The sequence below is a fragment of the Labilibaculum euxinicum genome, assembly GCF_009795715.1.
Taxonomy (GTDB): Bacteria; Bacteroidota; Bacteroidia; order Bacteroidales; family Marinifilaceae; genus Labilibaculum; species Labilibaculum euxinus.
The window spans coordinates 68,112-87,599 of the sequence record NZ_WTCR01000003.1; the positions used below are offsets into that span (position 1 = coordinate 68,112).

13 protein-coding genes and 1 pseudogene are annotated in these 19,488 nt (G+C 37.3%); 13 read left to right on the forward strand and 1 reads right to left on the reverse strand.

The window, feature by feature from the left end:
- The first annotated feature begins 42 nt into the window (after nucleotides 1-42).
- The 7 genes from GQR60_RS04295 to GQR60_RS04325 all read left to right on the forward strand — a co-directional run bounded on the left by GQR60_RS04295 (nucleotide 43) and on the right by GQR60_RS04325 (nucleotide 8,555).
- Nucleotides 43-1,842 (forward strand): glycoside hydrolase family 2 protein, encoded by a 1,800-nt coding sequence (locus GQR60_RS04295; protein ID WP_225441336.1) that lies wholly within the window; start codon nucleotides 43-45, stop codon nucleotides 1,840-1,842.
- Nucleotides 1,839-2,675: an SMP-30/gluconolactonase/LRE family protein gene (locus tag GQR60_RS04300; RefSeq protein ID WP_124991756.1), complete on the forward strand. Its 837-nt coding sequence runs from the start codon at nucleotides 1,839-1,841 to the stop codon at nucleotides 2,673-2,675. Before GQR60_RS04295 ends, GQR60_RS04300 begins: the two co-directional genes overlap by 4 nt.
- A 62-nt stretch (nucleotides 2,676-2,737) precedes the next feature.
- Nucleotides 2,738-3,685 carry an alpha/beta hydrolase gene (locus tag GQR60_RS04305; protein ID WP_225441337.1) on the forward strand — a complete coding sequence of 316 codons (948 nt, stop codon included), beginning with the start codon at nucleotides 2,738-2,740 and terminating at the stop codon, nucleotides 3,683-3,685.
- Between the two features lie 135 nt (nucleotides 3,686-3,820).
- Nucleotides 3,821-3,928, forward strand: a complete 108-nt coding sequence (locus GQR60_RS20355) for a beta-galactosidase small subunit-related protein (protein ID WP_160463423.1) — start codon at nucleotides 3,821-3,823, stop codon at nucleotides 3,926-3,928.
- Nucleotides 3,909-4,199, forward strand: coding sequence for a beta-galactosidase small subunit-related protein (locus GQR60_RS04315; protein WP_160463409.1), 291 nt, complete (start codon nucleotides 3,909-3,911; stop codon nucleotides 4,197-4,199). The genes GQR60_RS20355 and GQR60_RS04315 overlap by 20 nt, the downstream gene beginning before the upstream one ends.
- A gap of 5 nt (nucleotides 4,200-4,204) precedes the next feature.
- The gene (locus GQR60_RS04320) at nucleotides 4,205-6,331 is read left to right on the forward strand and encodes a beta-galactosidase (RefSeq protein WP_225441338.1); all 2,127 of its coding nucleotides are present in this window, start codon (nucleotides 4,205-4,207) and stop codon (nucleotides 6,329-6,331) included.
- Nucleotides 6,332-6,356: 25 nt separating this feature from the next.
- Nucleotides 6,357-8,555: a glycoside hydrolase family 3 protein gene (locus GQR60_RS04325; protein WP_124991758.1), complete on the forward strand. Its 2,199-nt coding sequence runs from the start codon at nucleotides 6,357-6,359 to the stop codon at nucleotides 8,553-8,555.
- A gap of 580 nt (nucleotides 8,556-9,135) precedes the next feature.
- Here GQR60_RS04325 and GQR60_RS20360 read toward each other — a convergent pair.
- Nucleotides 9,136-9,216 (reverse strand): annotated as a pseudogene (locus tag GQR60_RS20360) (hypothetical protein); the annotation flags it as partial.
- A 266-nt stretch (nucleotides 9,217-9,482) separates the two neighbouring features.
- On the opposite strand from GQR60_RS20360, the gene GQR60_RS04330 reads away from it, so the two are divergent.
- The 6 genes from GQR60_RS04330 (at nucleotide 9,483) to GQR60_RS04355 (ending at nucleotide 19,337) form a co-directional block, all read left to right on the forward strand.
- Nucleotides 9,483-12,350, forward strand: coding sequence for a TIM-barrel domain-containing protein (locus GQR60_RS04330; RefSeq protein WP_124991759.1), 2,868 nt, complete (start codon nucleotides 9,483-9,485; stop codon nucleotides 12,348-12,350).
- A gap of 181 nt (nucleotides 12,351-12,531) precedes the next feature.
- Nucleotides 12,532-14,121 (forward strand): GH39 family glycosyl hydrolase, encoded by a 1,590-nt coding sequence (locus tag GQR60_RS04335; protein ID WP_124991760.1) that lies wholly within the window; start codon nucleotides 12,532-12,534, stop codon nucleotides 14,119-14,121.
- Nucleotides 14,122-14,292: 171 nt separating this feature from the next.
- On the forward strand, nucleotides 14,293-14,736 hold the full coding sequence (locus tag GQR60_RS04340; RefSeq protein ID WP_124991761.1) for a hypothetical protein: 444 nt from the start codon (nucleotides 14,293-14,295) through the stop codon (nucleotides 14,734-14,736).
- A 147-nt stretch (nucleotides 14,737-14,883) separates the two neighbouring features.
- A complete protein-coding gene (locus GQR60_RS04345) occupies nucleotides 14,884-16,827 on the forward strand; it encodes a sialate O-acetylesterase (RefSeq protein ID WP_124991762.1) in 1,944 nt (647 codons plus the stop codon).
- A 439-nt stretch (nucleotides 16,828-17,266) separates the two neighbouring features.
- Nucleotides 17,267-18,619, forward strand: a complete 1,353-nt coding sequence (locus GQR60_RS04350) for an alpha-L-fucosidase (RefSeq protein WP_124991763.1) — start codon at nucleotides 17,267-17,269, stop codon at nucleotides 18,617-18,619.
- Nucleotides 18,620-18,698: 79 nt separating this feature from the next.
- Entirely contained in the window at nucleotides 18,699-19,337 is a 639-nt protein-coding gene (locus tag GQR60_RS04355) for a DUF459 domain-containing protein (protein WP_160463410.1), read from the forward strand.
- The last annotated feature ends 151 nt before the right edge of the window (nucleotides 19,338-19,488 follow it).

Sequence of the window (19,488 nt, forward strand, 5' to 3'; positions counted from 1 at the left end):
TAGCTTAGAATTAAGAAAAACAATTATAAAGTATAAGGTATAATGAATAAAAAAAGAAACAAAATAGTGTTTAAAAAAAAGATTTTGGTTGCTCTAATCATTCTTTTTTGTAATTATTTACAGGCTCAAACCGCAATGGTCAACGTCCAATCGCGTAATCTAACAAGTTTAAACGGCAAATGGAAAGTTATAATTGATCCAACCGGTATTGGAGATTGGAGACAGGTTTGGCAAGAAAAAAAGCCTCAAAAAAAAACCGATTTTGTTGAGTATTCATTTGAAGGTGGGCCAGAATTAGATGTGCCGGGAGATTTTAACACCCAAATGCCAGAACTCACTTATTTTGAGGGAACAGTTTGGTACAAAAAGCAGTTTAGTCACACAAAGAGAGAAGACAAAAGATTGTTCCTCTATTTTGGAGCTGTCAATTATTTAGCAGACGTGTATTTGAACGGTGAAAAAATTGGTAGTCACGAAGGTGGTTTTACACCCTTTCAGTTTGAGATAACCAATAAAGTTAAAGAGGGCAACAATACTTTAATTGTTAAGGTTAATAACCAGCGCAAAGAAAATGGTTTGCCAGGTGTAGGTTATGATTGGCTTAATTTTGGGGGAATAACCCGAGATGTTGGTTTAATTGAAACAAACAATGTTTTTATTGAAGATTATTTTATCCAACTAAAAAAAGGAAGTTTAAACAACGTTTTAGGATGGGTTCAATTAAATGGAGCCAAGACAAACCAAAAAATCACCATTAAAATTCCAGAGTTAAATCTGAACTATAAAACAAAAACAGATGATAAGGGTTTTGCCAATATAGAATTCTCTTCAAAATTTACTCTTTGGTCTCCAGAAAACCCTAAAATTTATAAGGTAGCCATAGAAAGTGAAACGGATGCTGTTGATGATAATATTGGCTTTAGAAGTATTGAAGTTAAAGGGAGTGAAATTTTTCTGAACAAGAAGCCCATATTCTTGAAAGCTGTCAATATTCATGAAGAAAATCCTTTTAAGGGAAGCAGAGCCTTTTCAAAAGAAGATGCAGGAATTCTGCTTAATGCAGCGAAGGAATTGGGTTGTAACCTAGTTCGTTTGGCACACTACCCTCATAGTGAAAACATGATTAAGGAAGCTGAAAAAATGGGGCTCATGGTTTGGGATGAGCTTCCTATATACCAACATATTAAATTTTCAGACAGTCTTGTTCCAAAGAAAATGGAAATGATGCTAAAGGAAATGGTGACTAGGGATAAAAACCGTGCAGCTGTGGCGATATGGAGCCTTTCCAATGAAACATATTCCTCTACACCAAATAGAAATGATGCACTCATTTCATTAACACAAAAATGCAAAGCGATGGATTCAACGCGTTTAATTAGTCATGTAATTAATACGCAGGGTTATGGTGACAATACCTTTACGGTTCGTGATTCGCTTTATAAGTATTCAGATATTGTTGCGATTAATGAGTATATAGGTTGGTATATACCTTGGCAAGGAAAACCTTCAGACACTAAATGGGAGATCGATTTTCCAAATAAGCCTGTGTTTATATCCGAGTTTGGAGGTGAAGCTTTATATGGGAACAATGATTTGCCCTCCGATGAAGCTTCTAACTGGACCGAGGGGTACCAAGAACAAATATATAAAGATCAAGTTAAAATGTTCAAGACTATTCCCAATTTAGCGGGTGTATGTCCGTGGATTTTATTCGATTATAAATCCTTGAGTAGAATGAACCAGATTTACCAGAACGGTTACAACCGAAAAGGACTGATATCTGAAAACGGAGAGAAGAAAAAGGCTTGGTATATTATGAGCCGATATTACAAAGGAAAATGAAAAAAACACTGCTGTTATTTTTACTTCTATTGAGTTCGACAATTAGTTTTTGTCAAAATTTTTCAAAAGAATGGGTGTCAGATTCTCTTTTTCTTAAACCAGAATCGGCACTTTTTGACTCTTCAGAACGAATTGTTTATATCTCAAATATTAACGGTGAATACCTTGCAAAGGATAGAAATGGGTTTATTTCCAAAATCAAAACAAATGGTGAAATAGATTCCTTAAAATGGGTAGAAGGACTTGATAGTCCACAAGGTTTGGGTTTGTATAAAAACAAATTGTATGTAGCAGATATTAGCAGGGTTGTTCAGATTAATACGAATACTGCTAAAATTGAAAAAGTATTTGTGGTTGAAGGAGCAAAATTCTTTAACGATATTGCATCTGATTCAAACGGAGATATTTACACCTCTGACTGTTTTGGGAATAAAATTTATAAAATAGCAAACGGAAAAATTAAGGTATGGCTCGATTCTAATTTTATTTCAAATCCGAATGGTTTGTTGTGCACAAAAGAGGATCTTTTAATGCTGAATATGAAAGACAAAACCGCTTATGCGATAAATAAATTGACTAAGAAGCATCGTTCAATTTTTAGCGGAATTGATAATCTGGATGGTATTGTTAGCGATGGTGCAAACGGATTTTTCGTGTCTGGAGCCTGGCAGGGGCAAATATTTCATGTCGATTCAGATGGTAATAAAAAGCTAATAATTGATTTAGGAAAAGAAAAAATCATTACAGCCGATATTGAATATATTAGTAAAGAAGAATTGTTAATAATACCAACTTTGGATAAAACAATAATTGGATATAAATGGACGAAATAATTTTCAATTGGTATGTAATTGAAATATATTTTAAGAACTATAACAACAAATAATTAAATAAAATGGAAAGTGTTTTGAAATTAAAAAGAGTTGGAATATTAATGTTTTTGATGCTTATGGTTTTTGGGAGTTCATTTTCCCAAAGTAAGGTAATTGAACTTTGGAACGGAAAAGTTCCTGGTGCAATTCACAATGATAAGTTCAAACAGATTGTTGATACGACTGCAAGCTGGGTTGATAAGCATTCCATTATCAATCCCTACCTTGATGTATATCTGGCTCCTAAAGAAAAGTCAAATGGCACTGCAGTTGTTATTTGTCCTGGTGGAGCCTATGTGGGGATGGCTGTCAAACATGAAGGGTCACAGGTGGCAAAATGGCTAAATAGTTTAGGCGTGACAGCCTTTGTGCTAAAATACCGTTTGCCTGATGATAGTATTATGAAAAATAAGACCGTTGCCCCCTTGCAGGATGGACAAAGAGCAATTCGTATAGTTCGCAGTCATGCGAAAGAATGGGGCATCAATCCACAAAAAATTGGGATCATGGGATTCTCAGCAGGTGGACATATGGCATCTACCCTTTCAACTCATTACAATGAGAAAGTGTATGAATCAGATGATTTGACCAGTGCCAGACCCGATTTTTCATTGTTGATTTATCCAGTTATTTCGATGGAGAAAGGCATTACCCATTGGGGATCTCGGGTAAATTTGCTTGGCGATAATCCTACGCCGGAACAGGTGAAGCATTTTTCAAACGAGTTGCAGGTAAATAGCGAAACTCCACCGGCTTTTATGGTTCATTCTTTGGATGATGGTGCCGTGCCTGTACAAAACAGTATTAACTATGCCTTGGCTTTGCAAAAGTTTAAAATTCCTTGCGAACTTCATCTTTACCAAACAGGAGGACACGGTTACGGTATGGGTAATTCGACAAATACTGAATCAACTTGGACTGAAGCTTGTCGAAAATGGCTTGAAATGAAAGGTTTATTGTTGAGTAAATAATTAGCAAGAGAATCTTCGGGTAGGAAATAATGTATATTATAAACAAATTGGTTGTTATGAAATTATCTGGAAAATTTACGGAAACGGGTTTGTTGATGTGACCACAGATTTTGATCCTGACAAGTTAGACTACCCATTGGCCGTCACGAATTATCAGTCGATAATATGTTTGTGCCTTATTTGCGTACTCAGGATTGTGGCAATCGGTCAAATGTGTGTTGGAATGATGGTAACTGCCGATAATTTGATGAATTTCAGCGCACTTCATTATACTCCGCTCGATTTGGGAAAAGCAAACTACCCCTACGAATTAACACGCAGGAAAAAAACAATCCTGACTGTTGATATGCAGCATTGCGGATTAGGTGGAGGAAGTTGCTGCCCCGGACCAATGGGAAAATATCAGATGAAAACAGAAAAAGCAACTTTTAGTTTTTCTATCCGCCCATACCATGGGAACATGGGTAATATGGAAGATGTTTCGAAAATGAACTCAGCAATTAAAAAAAAGTGAAAAATATGGATAAACAAAAATGGAATAGAATGAAGGTGCTCTCAATAGTATTCATCCTGTCGATGATGATTACAGGATTAAGGGCACAAACACAGGATGCCAATCGTTTTTTTTCTGATAAGGATTTAATATCTACTGGTATCTACTATTATCCTGAACATTGGAACGAAAACCAATGGGAAAGGGATATTAAGAAGATTTCTGATATGGGCTATGAATTTGTCCATTTGGCAGAGTTTGCGTGGTACAAGTTGGAACCAGAAGAGGGAACGTACAACTTTAAATGGCTTGATAAAGTGGTCAATTTGTGCATAAAGAATAACTTAAAGGTAATTATGTGTACACCTTCAGCTACAAGTCCTACGTGGATGCGCGTTAATTACCCGGAAACCTTTATTGAAAATAGTCACTATATTCGTGCCGAGAACGGAACACGTGGTTTAAATTCTGTTACAAATGCAAAATACCGTGATTTGGTTGAAAAAGTTGTGACAAAATTGGGGGAACATTATGGTAAAAATAAGAATGTTATTGGTTGGCAAATAGATAATGAGCCACCTGCTATTGCTGATTATAGTCCTTCGTCGCAAGCTGCCTTTCGGTTGTGGTTAAGAGATAAATACAAAACAGTTGATGCATTAAATCAAGCATGGGGAACCGCTTTTTGGAGTCAATGGTTGGATAGTTTTGAGCAAGTTATTATTCCAAATACCGATTTAGTTGGATGGTGGGGGAATAATCCTCATGCCCTTTTAGATGTTAAGAGGTTTCAAGCCGATAATCAAGCTAATATGCTTGACTATCAGGCAAAAATTTTGAGAAAGTATATTTTGGATAGTCAGTATATTACTACAAATTATACTGCTGTTTCTCAAGGAGCCGATCCTCGTCGAACTAAATATCTTGATTTTGCTTCTTATACGGCTTATCCTAACGGAGGTAGCGACAATTTAGGAGAACTTGGTTATCGTTTGGGAAATAGTGAATTAATTCTTTTTGCAGCTGAGTATTATAAGTCTGTTGGTGGAGTTTCCGGTGTTATGGAAATCCAACCCGGACCAGTAAACTGGGGTAGGTATAATCCGTTGCTAGTTCCCGGTACTGTACATATGTGGTTATTTCATACTTTTGCAGCTGGAGGTAAAATTGCCTGTTCATACAGGTTTCGTCAAATTAATTATAGTTCAGAGCAGTATCATTCAGGTATTATAAAACCTGATGGAGTTACTCCATCTCAGGGAGGAGAAGAATACATGCAATTTATGAAGGATATAAAAACACTTCGTAAAGCCTGCAAAGCAAACCAGAAGATGCCTGAGGAACTAGCAAAGAAATCAACTGCTATACTTTGGAATTTGGAAAACTACTGGGCTATTGATCGTCAGAAACTAACTTATCAGTGGGATACATGGAATTACCCGATTAAATTTATGGAAATGGCAAAATCTTTAGGGGCACCTACAGATGTTATTTCAGAGGAGACTGATTTTTCAAAGTATAAGGTTTTAATAGCTCCGGCATATGATTTAGTTGATTCTGCTTTGGTGAAAAGATGGACAGACTACGTAGTCAATGGAGGCCACTTAGTTTTAACTTGCCGCACTGCCACTCGAAATCGCGACGGACATATTTGGGAAGGAGATTGGGCTGCGCCTTTATCAGATTTAATTGGGGCAAAGGTGGAAGCAACAGATATGTTATCTAACTATGCGAAAAAAGGAGATGTTTTAATGAATTCAACTCATTACAGTTGGGATAATTGGGGCGACTTGCTAAATCCTGATAAAAACACAGAAGTGCTAGCTGCGTATGACAACCATTTTTACAAAGGCAAGGCTGCTGTTGTGAAAAATAAAATAGGTAAAGGTACTGTGACTTACATTGGAGTTGTTACAGATGATTCTAAACTTGAAAAGGATATTCTGCGCAATACTTATGAAGGAATAGGAGCCGCTACCCAAAACTACCCTGAAGGTGTTTATGTGTATTGGCGCGAAGGTTTCAATATTGCAGTAAACTATTCTTCAGATGATTATATAATGGATATTCCGGAATCAGCTAAGATTCTAATTGGTGAAAAGAAATTGAAGCCTGCCGGTGTATTGGTATGGAGTGAGAAGTTGAGATTATAACACTTAATTGAATAACGATTTAACGATGAAACTTAAAATTCTTTTTATATTAATGTTAGGAAACGTACTATTCCTTTCTGCTCAAAACAGTAAGCCTGCATATCTGGATGTAACCAGGCCATTAGAAGAACGTGTTGAAAGTGCTCTTTCATTGATGACAGTAGCTGAAAAAGTAGAACTTTGTCATGCTCAGTCAAAATTCAGTTCTAGAGGGGTAGCCAGATTGGGAATACCTGAAGTATGGACTTCCGATGGACCTCATGGAATTCGTGAGGAGGTTTTTTGGGATGAATGGAGTGGAGCCAACTGGACAAATGATTCGTGTACCGCGTTCCCTGCACTAACTTGTTTAGCAGCCTCTTTTAATCCTGAATTAGCTTTGCTTTATGGCAAGTCAATTGGGGAAGAAGCCCGCTATCGTAATAAAACCATGTTGTTAGGACCTGGAGTTAATATTTACCGAACACCACTGAATGGGCGAAACTTTGAATATATGGGCGAAGATCCTTACTTAGCATCGCGCATGGTGGTGCCTTATGTAAAAGGTGTACAGAAAAATGGTGTAGCAGCTTGTGTAAAGCATTTTGCTTTGAATAATCAGGAAGTTTGGCGTGGGCACATCAATGTTAATTTAAGTGACAGGGCTCTGTACGAGATTTATCTACCTGCTTTTAAGGTAGCAGTTCAGGAAGGAAAAGCCTGGTCAATTATGGGTTCTTACAATAAATTCAAAGGAGAGCACTGTTGCCATAACAATCTTTTGCTAAATAAAATACTTAAACACGATTGGAAATTTGATGGTGTTGTCATTAGCGACTGGGGTGGAGTTCATGATACAGAGCAAGCAGTAAACAACGGACTGGATATTGAAATGGGAACCTTTACTAATGGTTTGACTACGGCTGGTCATTTTCCATATTCTGAGTATTATTTGGCTAATCCTTTCCTTAAAGGAATCAAAGATGGAAAATATGATATGGCAGTGTTAAACGATAAAGCACGTCGTATTTTAAGATTGATATTCCGTACAACAATGAGTGCCAACCGTCCATTTGGGCGATTTGTGTCACCAGAACATAGCGAGGCTGCACGGAAAATTGCCCAAGAGGGAATTGTTCTTTTGAAGAACACAAATGATTTCTTTCCAATACCTGCAGGTAAGCTTAAAACGATTGCTGTTATAGGTGAAAATGCTTCAAAAAGTCTGGTTATTGGAGGAGGTTCTTCTTCATTGAAAGTGGCATATGAGGTATCTCCATTGCAAGGATTAAAAGAAAAATATGGCGATGCTCACATTATTTATAGCCTTGGTTATGCTTCAGGACCTTCTTTATACGGCAGGGAAGAATCTTCAAAGTTAGACACTGATTCGCTTTTTGCTGCAGCTGTAGAAGCAGCAAAAAAGGCTGATGTTGTACTTTATATTGGAGGCCTGAATAAAAATCATTTTCAGGATTGTGAAGGTGGTGATAGGAGAGCAATGAACCTTCCTTTCGGACAGGATAAATTGATTGATGCTTTATTAAAAGTGAATAAAAACACAGCAGTAATCCTTCTAAGCGGAAATGCAGTGGCTATGCCTTGGGTTGACAAAGTTCAGGCAATTATGCAAGGATGGTATCTTGGTTCAGAAGCCGGGAATGCACTGGCAGATGTTATTTCAGGAGATGTGAATCCATCAGGTAAATTGCCATTTTCTTTTCCCAAAATATTGAAAGATAATGCTGCTCAGTCGTTTGGGGAAATTTCATACCCTGGTGATAGCATTAATCAATATTACAAAGAAGGTATTTTAGTGGGCTACCGTTGGTTCGATACAAAAAAGATTGAACCTCTTTATCCGTTTGGCTATGGATTGAGTTACACCTCTTTTACTTATTCAAAACCTACAGTGGATAAAAAAGAGATAAATGCTGAAGGAACAGTTAAAGTGTCTTTTACAATAACCAATAGCGGCAGCACTGATGGTGCTGAAATAGCTCAACTTTATGTGGCTAAGCCTCAATCAGAAGTTGAACGAGCAGCAAAGGAACTAAAAGCTTTTGAAAAAGTATATTTAAAGGCAGGAGAGAGCCGTGTTGTAACAATGGATGTTTTAATAAATAATTTGGCCTATTATAGTGAAACAGATAACAATTGGGTAATAGAACCGGGAAGTTATACCCTTTTAGTTGGAAGTTCATCTCGAGATATAAAAGGAGAAGTGAATATTAAGGTTCATTGATCCTCAAGCCCCTGATAGTTTCACTTGGTTATAGGTATATTTTAATATGCCTAAAATCAAGTGAAACTATGAATTTCTACCTACACCTGATATATGATCAGGAGAAAGCTTCAGGTTTTAATACAGTTGAGCTTCCAATTACTTAATTTAAAGGTCAGGTAAATAACAGGCTTGTTATATATTGGAAGCAGATTGCAATCTATTTTGAAGATTACGATGAGTATTTGCTTTTTGTCGGAGCAAATGAGCCCAGTGTAAAAGATGCCACAGAAATGGCAGTTTTTTTTTCCTATTATCAAACATACATCAATGGTGTTTCAAACCGGGAGTTATACCAAATTAACATCAAAAACATGCCTTATAAAATGTTTCTTTTCAGCTATATCTTCGTTAAAAAAGATGCATCGTAACATGGCTGTGCTTTACTTTTTTGCCTCGATACAGCTAAAAATTAATTCATTTTAATTAAAGTCTATTTTGAAATAAAATTGGTATAAGTTCTATAAATCCCAGCGTTGTTGCTTGAGATTCATCTGATATATGTCCGCTGATCAGCCTTCACTTTTTCAACTTCCCCGTATTATTTCTTGCACCAATAATTGAACGACTCGCTTTTTAAGCCATGTTGGTTTGCAGATGACTTGCGCGTTAGCCCAGATTTCCTCCACTGCTCCCTAAAGTAAGCATCTCTTCTTTCCTGTTCATCTTTTTTGCAGCAAAATTAGATCACTTAATCCTATATGTATAGACGTAGACTGTAGGCGTGGATACCTTTATCCTAATTTTTTTGTTCGAATAGAAAAGTTTCCTGTTTCGAAAAGTTAGTTCATTACAATACCTTTTATAACACATAAAGCACCCTTTATTCATCTTTTTTTATTGACCTTAGCATTCATTAAATAATACATTTAAAACCTTTAATAATAAATGAAGAATAAAAGAAGATATTTAGGTTTATTATGTGCCGGCCTGTTTTTAACCGCATGTTCTGTTCCTCAATACCAGTTGTCAGAAGATGGTATTATCTTAAATTTGAATCAGGAAAATAAGTTAAATCCAAGTAAAGTGTATTTGCAAGTGCTTGGTGATGAATTGATTCATGTGTCTGCAACGCCTGATAAAGACTTTCCAAAGGATTCAAGTTTAATTATTGTGCCCGGTCTTCAAACTGTACCTTTTCAAGTCGACGATCAAGGAGATTCAATAATGTTGAGTACTGCAAAACTTAATGTTATGGTTTCGAAATCAGATGGAGGCATTAAGTTTAAGGACAAAGATAACCACTTAATTCTGGCCGAGAAATCAGGTGGAGGTAGAACATTTTCACCTATCAAAGTTGAAGAGACAAATGGTTATTCTGTTCGACAACTGTTTGATTCTCCTGTTGATGAGAGCTTTTACGGATTGGGACAACATCAGTCGGATGAATTTAATTATAAAGGGAAAAGTGAGGAGCTTTTTCAATATAATACAAAGGTTTCTGTGCCTTTTGTTGTTTCTAATAAAAATTACGGCATTTTATGGGATAGCTATTCGATAAGTCGTTTTGGTGATAGTCGCGATTATAAGCAACTTAACAGGGTTTTTAAGTTGTATAATAAAAGTGGACAGCCTGGTAGCCTCACTGGTGTTTATCAACCGGAAGGTAAAGACTTCAAGCAACTTGTTCGTAATGAAGATTCTCTTGCTTTTGAGAATATAAAAACAATAAAGAATCTACCTGAAAATTTTCCTTTAAAAGGTGCAAACGTGACTTACGAAGGAGAAATTGAAACTTCTCAAGAGGGTACTTATCGTTTTATTTTATACTATGCTGGGTATGTAAAAGTTTATGTTGATAATCAGTTAGTTGTTCCTGAGCGTTGGCGTACAGCTTGGAACCCCAATAGTTATAAGTTTACAGTTAAGTTAGAAGCTGGTAAGAAGGTGCCTTTAAGAGTGGAATGGAAACCTGATGGAGGAAGATCTTATTGTGGATTACGTGTACAAACGCCTCAACCAGAAGAAGAACAAAATAGTCAGGTTTGGTGGAGTGAGATGAATAAAAAGCTCGATTACTATTTTGTATATGGTGATTCGATGGACGAAATTATAAAAGGGTATAGAACGCTTACTGGAAAGTCTCAAATTATGCCCAAATGGGCCATGGGCTATTGGCAAAGTCGTGAACGTTATAAAACTCAGGATGAAATATTAGGTGTTCTTAAAGAATTTAGGACTCGAAAAATACCAATTGATAATATTGTTCTGGATTGGAATTACTGGCGCGAAAAAGAATGGGGAAGTCACGAATTTGATGAGAAACGTTTCCCGGATCCGAAAGCAATGGTTGATTCCATACATGCTATGAATGGCAAGATAATGATATCTGTTTGGCCGAAATTCTATGTAACTACTGAGCATTTTAAGGAATTTGACAAAAAGGGGTGGATGTATCAGCAGGCTGTAAAAGACAGTGTTCGGGACTGGGTTGGACCCGGTTATGTGGGTTCGTTCTACGATGCCTATTCTGCAGGGGCCCGTAAGTTGTTCTGGAAGCAAATGTATGACAATCTATATCCGTTAAGTATTGATGCCTGGTGGATGGATGCCAGTGAGCCCAATGTGCTTGATTGTACCGATATGGAATATCGTAAGGCTTTATGTGGACCGACTGCTTTAGGGCCTTCTACCGAATATTTCAATACCTATGCCTTGATGAACGCTGAAGCAATTTATGATGGACAGCGCAGTGTTGCTCCGAATAAGCGTGTGTTTTTGTTAACACGTTCAGGTTTTGCCGGATTACAGCGTTATTCAACGGCCACATGGAGTGGAGATATAGGAACACGCTGGGAGGATATGAAAGCTCAGATCTCTGCCGGGTTGAATTTCTCCATAAGTGGTGTTCCATATTGGACTATGGATATTGGTGGTTTTTGTGTCGAAGACCGTTATGTTGCAGGTCAAATGGAATACAACAAGAGTGGTAAAGAAAATGCAGATTACAAAGAATGGCGCGAACTGAACGCCCGTTGGTATCAATTTGGTGTATTTGCGCCTCTATACAGATCGCATGGTCAGTTCCCGTTTCGAGAGGTGTGGAACATTGCACCCCAAGGACATCCTGCATACAAATCGATTACATATTACACTAATTTGCGATATAGGTTAATGCCATATATTTATACCTTGGCAGGTATGACTTATTTTAACGATTATACCATAATGCGCCCTTTGGTGATGGATTTTTCATCTGATAAAAATGTTGAAAATATTGGTGATCAGTTTATGTTTGGTCCTTCCTTTATGGTGTGCCCGGTATACACATATGAGGCGCGTAATCGTGAAGTCTATTTTCCCGAAGGAACAAATTGGTACGATTTCTATACCGGTAAATATATTCAAGGTGGTCAGAAGATAAAAGTAGATGCACCATATGAGCAAATTCCATTGTATATCCGCGAGGGATCTATTATTCCGGTTGGACCTGAAATTCAATATACAGGAGAGAAATCAGCCGAATCAATTACAGTGTATGTTTATCGGGGTCAGAATGGTCAGTTTTCCCTTTATGAGGATGAAGGTGTAAATTATAATTATGAGAAAGATGCTTATTCAAATATTCCATTCATTTATAATGATGCTGATGGAACATTAACAATAGGAGAGAGAATAGGTGAATTTGATGGTATGTTGAAGCAACGTACATTTGTGATTGTTCCGGTTAGTAAAGACAAAACCAAAGGATTTAAATTCGATGCCAAAGGTAAAAAAGTAAGTTATGATGGGCATAAGCAAACAATCAAACTGTAATTGTATTACTAGATTAAATGTTTAATAATTTTTTCAGGTATCGTATGAGCCATTAAGTATACTCATACGATACCTGTTAATAATATAAGATTTGATTTTAGGGTAAAGAAAGTTTAAGGTATAAGAATTTTAGACTCCTCTCAAAACAAAATATCTAACACTTGAATAAACAAATAGAAGAATGAGATTTAGTCGTTTGTATATTTTTCCGCTTGCATTTTTATTGGTTTTGCCGGTATTTGCAAAAAAGAATAAGGAAACTAATTTGAAAGAAAGAGTTATCAGTGTTGATTTCAACTTTGAAAAAGGAGCTTTGAATACAATGTTCAAAGAATGCATTGGAGCCGGGCGTGCAAATGAAGGGTTACGTGCAGATTGGCAACAGCAGTTAGCATACACAAAAAAAATGTGCGACTTTAAGTATATTCGTATGCATGGTCTTTTGAGCGATGATATGGCTGTTTACACCGAAGATGGCAAAGAAAATCCCCAGTACAGTTATATGTATATTGATGCATTGTATGATTATTTATTATCAATAGGGATGAAACCTTTTGTAGAACTGGGATTTATGCCTAAAGCATTGGCCAGCGGCCAGCAAACTGTTTTTTGGTGGAAAGGAAATGTTACTCCTCCCAAAGATTATCAAAAATGGGAAGATTTTATACGCAATCTTACCCAACACTTTACGGAGCGATATGGTGTTGAGGAAGTTAAAACCTGGTATTTTGAAGTTTGGAACGAACCTAACCTTTCACCCGGATTTTGGACAGGCACTCAGGCGGACTACTTTAAACTATATCAATATGCTGCGAAAGCAGTAAAAAGTGTAAACCCTGATTACAAGGTAGGAGGTCCCGGAACAGCAGGTGCTGCCTGGGAGAGTGAAACGATTGATTTTTGTATTAAAAATAATATCCCTATCGATTTTATAAGCACCCATTCGTATGGTGTTAAACAGGGTTTCCTTGATGAATACGGTAACGGTGGCACAGTGCTGAGTAAAGATCCAATGAGTGTAAGTGGCGATGTGCTTCAATCTCGCAATGAAATTTCTTCTTCCGAAAAACCAAATTTAGAGTTGCATTATACTGAGTGGAGTTCTTCCTATACTCCGGCCGATCCAATTCACGATAGTTATCATGAGGCAGCATATATTCTGGAAAAAATTAAGCAGGTTGGAACTGCTGCTAATTCAATGTCGTATTGGGTATTCACCGATATTTTTGAAGAACCGGGGCCTCGTTTCAAACCTTTCCATGGCGGATTTGGATTGATGACCATTCAGGGTATTAAGAAAGCTGCTTTTTATGCTTATAACTACATGAATAAGCTCGGTGATACAGAGTTGGTTAATAATGATACCAGATCCTGGGCATCAAAAGATGATGGCGGTGACATTCAATTACTTCTTTGGGATTTCACAAACACACATCCCGGTGATTCTACACATAACCAGAAATATTATATACAGGATTTACCGGCAAAGTCAAAAGGTAAGGTAAAAGTAAACCTGACCAATGTTCCGTCAGGACAGTATACACTGGAGATTTATAAAGTGGGTTATCGAGTAAATGATGCTTATACCGGTTATATAGATATGGGAAGACCCAATCAACTTAACAAACAGCAGGTGGAAGAACTAAAAAGGCAAAATGATGGTTCTCCTGTTTTCACTGAATTGGTTGACATCGATTCGAACGGAGAATTTACCAGGGAGCTAGATATTCGTGAAAATGATGTTTTCATGCTCAACTTGGTAAAGAAATAGAGAATTGCTAAAACTTAGATGTTTCATTTATTGATGAGATATATTTTGAGTATAAATTATGAAGCAAATAAAAAGAAGTTGTAGAGAAGCAACTTCTTTTTATCGTTAATTGGCAATAAATTTAACCATGCTTGATATTAAAATCAGCACGTTTAAAATTGAATCTTAATTATGAGAAGAACATTATCATTAATTATTTGCATAATGATTGTGGTGAGTGTTTGTGCCCAGAAATCATATCCGTTTCAAAATACTAAGCTGGATGATGAAAAACGGATAGATAATATCATTTCATTACTAACTGTAGATGAAAAGATTAATTGTTTAAGGGCCGGATTTTCTGTACCAAGATTGGGAATCCGGAATAGTGGCAATAGTGAAGGGCTACATGGATTATCGCAAGGTGGTCCGGGTTTTAATTATGGCCCCAAAATCCTAACAACTCAATTCCATCAAGCAATAGGTTTAGCTCAGATGTGGGATGAACAATTGCTTAAAGAGGTAGCTGCTCAACAGGATTGTGAAGCTCGTTATGTTTATCAAAGTCCTAAGTATTACCGAGCAGGCCTTGTTGTGTGGGGGCTAAATGGCATTATTTTCTATTCAGCCTGGTAATGTGGAAGTAATGGCAGGTGCATCTTCTGCTGACATTCGTTTGACAACAACGTTAAGGCTGAAATGATCAAATGGTATTTAGAGAGCAGTTAGATCAAATGTTTGACAGAAGTAATATTTAATGCATTATAAAATAATTATTTAAAGATGAATATAAGAATATCACTTAGCATTTTTGCAGTACTCTTTATTCAATCCATATGTTATGCTCAGGTATCCTTGCCTAAGGTATTTGGCAACCATATGGTTTTACAAAGAGGAATTCAAATCCCGGTTTGGGGAAACGCATCTTCGGGAGCGGAAATAGTTGCAGAACTTGGAACTGAAAGTATAACAACAAAAGCAGATCAGGATGGAAACTGGAAGGTTCGTTTCCCTGTATTTAAAGCAGGTGGTCCCTATGTGCTTAAAATATACGAATCAGGAAAGTTAGAAGAATCAATTGAATTTAAAGATGTTCTTATTGGGGACGTCTGGATTGCATCAGGTCAATCCAACATGGAATGGCAGGTGCAGCAAGCGCAGGATGCCAAAAATGAAATAGCAAAAGCTAATTTTCCTCAGATGCGCTATATTTTTGTTGGGCACGATACAGAGCTAACTCCTCAAAAGGATATTTTATCGGGCACATGGAAGGCATGTGATACCACCAGTGTGAAAGAGTTCTCTGCTGTTGCTTACTATTTTGCGCGTAAAATACACCACGACCAGAATGTTCCCATAGGTATTGTACAAAGTACATGGGGCGGAACACCTGTTGAATCGTGGACAAGCCGTGAAATGTTGCTTTCATCACCAATTACCAAACCCAGTGTACTTGGCAATGATACACTTACTCCTCAACACTTTCTACAAGACAGCCTGAATATGATCCGTTTTTGGGACATTGTATATCATCCAAAGAACAATACGGATAAAATAGTTTCTGCGCAAGTTTATGATAATTCCGGCTGGAACGAAGTTGAAATGCCTAAGTTGATAAAAGATTTTGGTGTTGGTGCTTATGAAGGAATGGCATGGTTTCGTAAAAAGGTTGTGTTGCCCGAATCTTTTATCGGAAAAGATTTAACCCTGAATTTAGGACACCCTGAAATGAATTATTCGCTGTATTTCAATGGCGAAGAAATTTGTAAGACAGTTTGGAATGCTAATCTAACGCATTATTATACCATTCCGGGCAACTTTGTGAAGAGTAGAGAAAATACTATCTCAATAAGAATCGCAATGCTATGGAGTGGCGGAGGATTGAATCCTCCGGCAGAAGATATTTACATTACAAATGGAGATTTAAAAATTTCTTTAGCCGGAAAGTGGTTCTATAAACTCGATCTTGAACCAACAATTCCAACCATTCACAACTATCAATACTATCCTGATATGCTGTTTAATGCTATGATTAACCCGCTTATACCATACGGAATTAAGGGATTCATTTGGTATCAGGGTGAAGCCAATGATTCGGTTGCTTATAATTACAGAAAGATGTTTCCCATGATGATAAAAGACTGGCGGAAACGTTGGGAGATGGGCAATCTTCCATTCCTATATGTACAGTTGGCAAACTACAAAAAAGAGCAATCTCTTCCTTCCGAAAGCGAATGGGCTGAGTTAAGAGAAGCTCAAACATTAGCGCTTTCAGAACCCAGTTCCGGAATGGCTTGCATCATTGATATTGGAGATGCGAATACGATTCATCCATTGAATAAGCAGGAAGTAGGACGCCGGTTGGCATTAATAGCCAATAACCAGGTATATAAAGAGGATTGCGTTGCATCAGGTCCAATGTATAAAAGTTCTAAAAGAAAAGGGAAGCGTATCCGTATCAGTTTTACAAATACAGCTTCAGGACTTTCAACAAAGGATGGAAAAGAAGTAACCGGATTTGTGATTGCCGGTAACGACAAAAAATTTTATTGGGCAAAAGCTGTTATTGAAGGAAACGAGGTTGTGGTTTATTCAGATAAGGTTGCTGAGCCTGTGGCAGTACGATATGCCTGGGCCGATAATCCTGTATGTAACCTCATAAATTCAGGAGGCTTGCCAGCTATTCCTTTCAGAACAGACAACTGGAAAGGAATTACTCAAAAGTAAGCAAGTTATAAAGATTGCAAAAATAACAGAGCTTACATACAAACAAAGTATTCAACTATAATGATTAAGAAACTGATTTTTCCTGCCATTTTAGCCGTGTGCATATCCTGCCAGATTAAAAATGTACAGATATTGAAAAATAGAGTTTTTGAAACGAGCCATGTGAAGACTTTTCTCACACAAAGATGACTAAGTTGGCGAGTTCCCCCGCAACGCTGCGGGGCAGGCTATGTGGCAAATTGAAGAAAAAATAAACATATGAAACTGTCAGGGCCAGCGCAAATTATTGGACACATAACCTGTTCCGTCAAAACGGGAACCTGTTCCGCTTTAGCGGAAGGAGTATAGCCTTCCGTAAGGTTGCTGAACAGGTACTCCGAACTTGATTCGGGGATTGTGAATTGCGTTGGTTATCAGTGTTCTACTAATTTTTAAGCAGATGAAAAAATATATAACCATATTCGTTTGGGTTGCATTGGTAATTTGTTGTTCAACCAAAACCCTTAAAGCCCAATATCAAATTCCTGAGAAATTAGGTTGGTGGTACGAAGCTCGCTTTGGGATGTTTATTCACTTTGGAAGTTACTCTTACCTGGGGCATGGAGAATGGGCTTTCAGTATTGAAAACTGGAAGAAAGCTGATTACCAGGAAAAGGTTTCTTCTAATTTTAACCCGGAAGAATTTGATGCTAATGAAATTGTCCGTTTGGCCAAAGATGCAGGAATGAGATACATCGTTATCACAGCTAAACATCATGAAGGGTTCAGCATGTGGGATACTAAAGTGAAGAGTTTTAAAGATGTTACAGGCAAAAAGATGTACAATTTGCGCCGCTTTACAACTTTCGGAAAAAGAGATGTGCTAATGGAACTGAAAAAGGCCTGCGAAGCAAATGATATTAAGTTTTGTCTCTATTATTCAATCCTTGATTGGGGGCACTCTTCACAGAAAATCAATCATATAGATGGCAGTACCTTTTCTTCTATGAAATCTGATTCAGCACGTACTGCCTATATCCGTGATATGAAAGCCCAGCTCAAAGAGCTAATCAAAAGATACCATCCTGCTGTACTATGGTTTGATGGCGACTGGACCCGTAAAGCAGATAAGCCTACACCGGAAAAGTGGTGGACAAAAGAAGATGGTATAGATTTGTATAATTACCTAGTAAAACTGGCTCCGGATATGATCATAAATGAGCGTGTAGCGCGAAGTTTTGGATTGGGAGATTTTGAATGCCCGGAACAGGAAGTGCCGGAAACGCCAAGCAACCGCCAGTGGGAGACCTGTCAAACAATGAACAAGAGCTGGGGGTATAATGAGAACGATCATGATTATAAATCAGTTAAGATCTTAATTCAGGAATTGGTAAAAGTAGTTTCCCGAGATGGGAACTATCTGCTTAATATTGGCCCTAAGGGGGATGGAACAGTGCCTGTTCAAACAACAGATACCTTACAAAAAATAGGCGACTGGATGAAAATTTACGGAGAAAGTATTTATGGCACCACACGTAGCCCTTTCAAAACCGAACCGGACTGGGGCTTTTATATCAAGAAGGAAGGTAAACTGTATATTCATGTTTTTAGTTGGCCTAAGACTGGTGAGTTAACGATTCCCACATTGAAAAATGATATTAAAAAAATATATTTGATGGCTGATTCGGAAAATGAACTTAATTATACAGTTAACAACGGAGAGATTAAGATTTCCTTACCTGAAGATGCTCCAAACGAAATTAATTCGGTGGTAGTTATTGACGTTGAGGGACTACCGGAGGCATCTGAATGATTGGGTATGACCTTTGGGACAAATGATTAATATTAAAAACACTAAAAGTAATAAGATGATGAAACATTTTTTTTGTGAGATGAGAAAATATAGGTGGGTTTATGCTCTTGCTGTCATGGCAATAATGAATGCATGTACTGGTAAAGTTACCCGGGTGGTTTGTGTGGGTGATAGCATTACAGAAGGTTTTGGTTTGGCAGTTCAAAGCAAAACAGGATATCCGGTGGTGCTTGACAGTATTCTTGGAACCAATTACAGGGTATTGAATTCGGGCAGAAGTGCTACAACACTCCAGCAAAAAGGGGATTTTCCTTATTGGATTTGTAAAGAGTTTTCTAATGTATTTGCTTTTGACCCTGATATAATCGTTATCAAGTTGGGAACCAATGATACTAAACCATATAACTGGCAAGCAGATCGGTATGAAAAAGATTACCAGGCTTTAATAGATACTTTTAAAACCATACCAGCAAAGCCACAAATTTATTTATGCTTGCCGGTTCCTGTGTTTAAAACAAAGTGGGGGATCAACGATTCTACTGTTGTTAATGGTGTGATTCCTATTGTTAAAAAAATAGCAAAAGCCAATAATCTGCCAATAATAGATTTGTATCATCAAATGCAGGATCAGGGTGCTAATTTCCCTGATAGTATTCATCCAAATGAGCAGGCAGCTGAAGTTATGGCGGGAATCATAGCTAGAGAAATTGGTAAGTGAATACTATTGTCCCACTTTTTTAGCTTCGTATATTTTTGATTGATCTCTTTTTTGCTATATCCAACAAAAGAGAAGAAATGTTAGTAGTTCCCTATGTAGTGCTTTTAAGAAAACACAATCTTTTTCAAATGGTGTTTTCTTAAAAGCACTA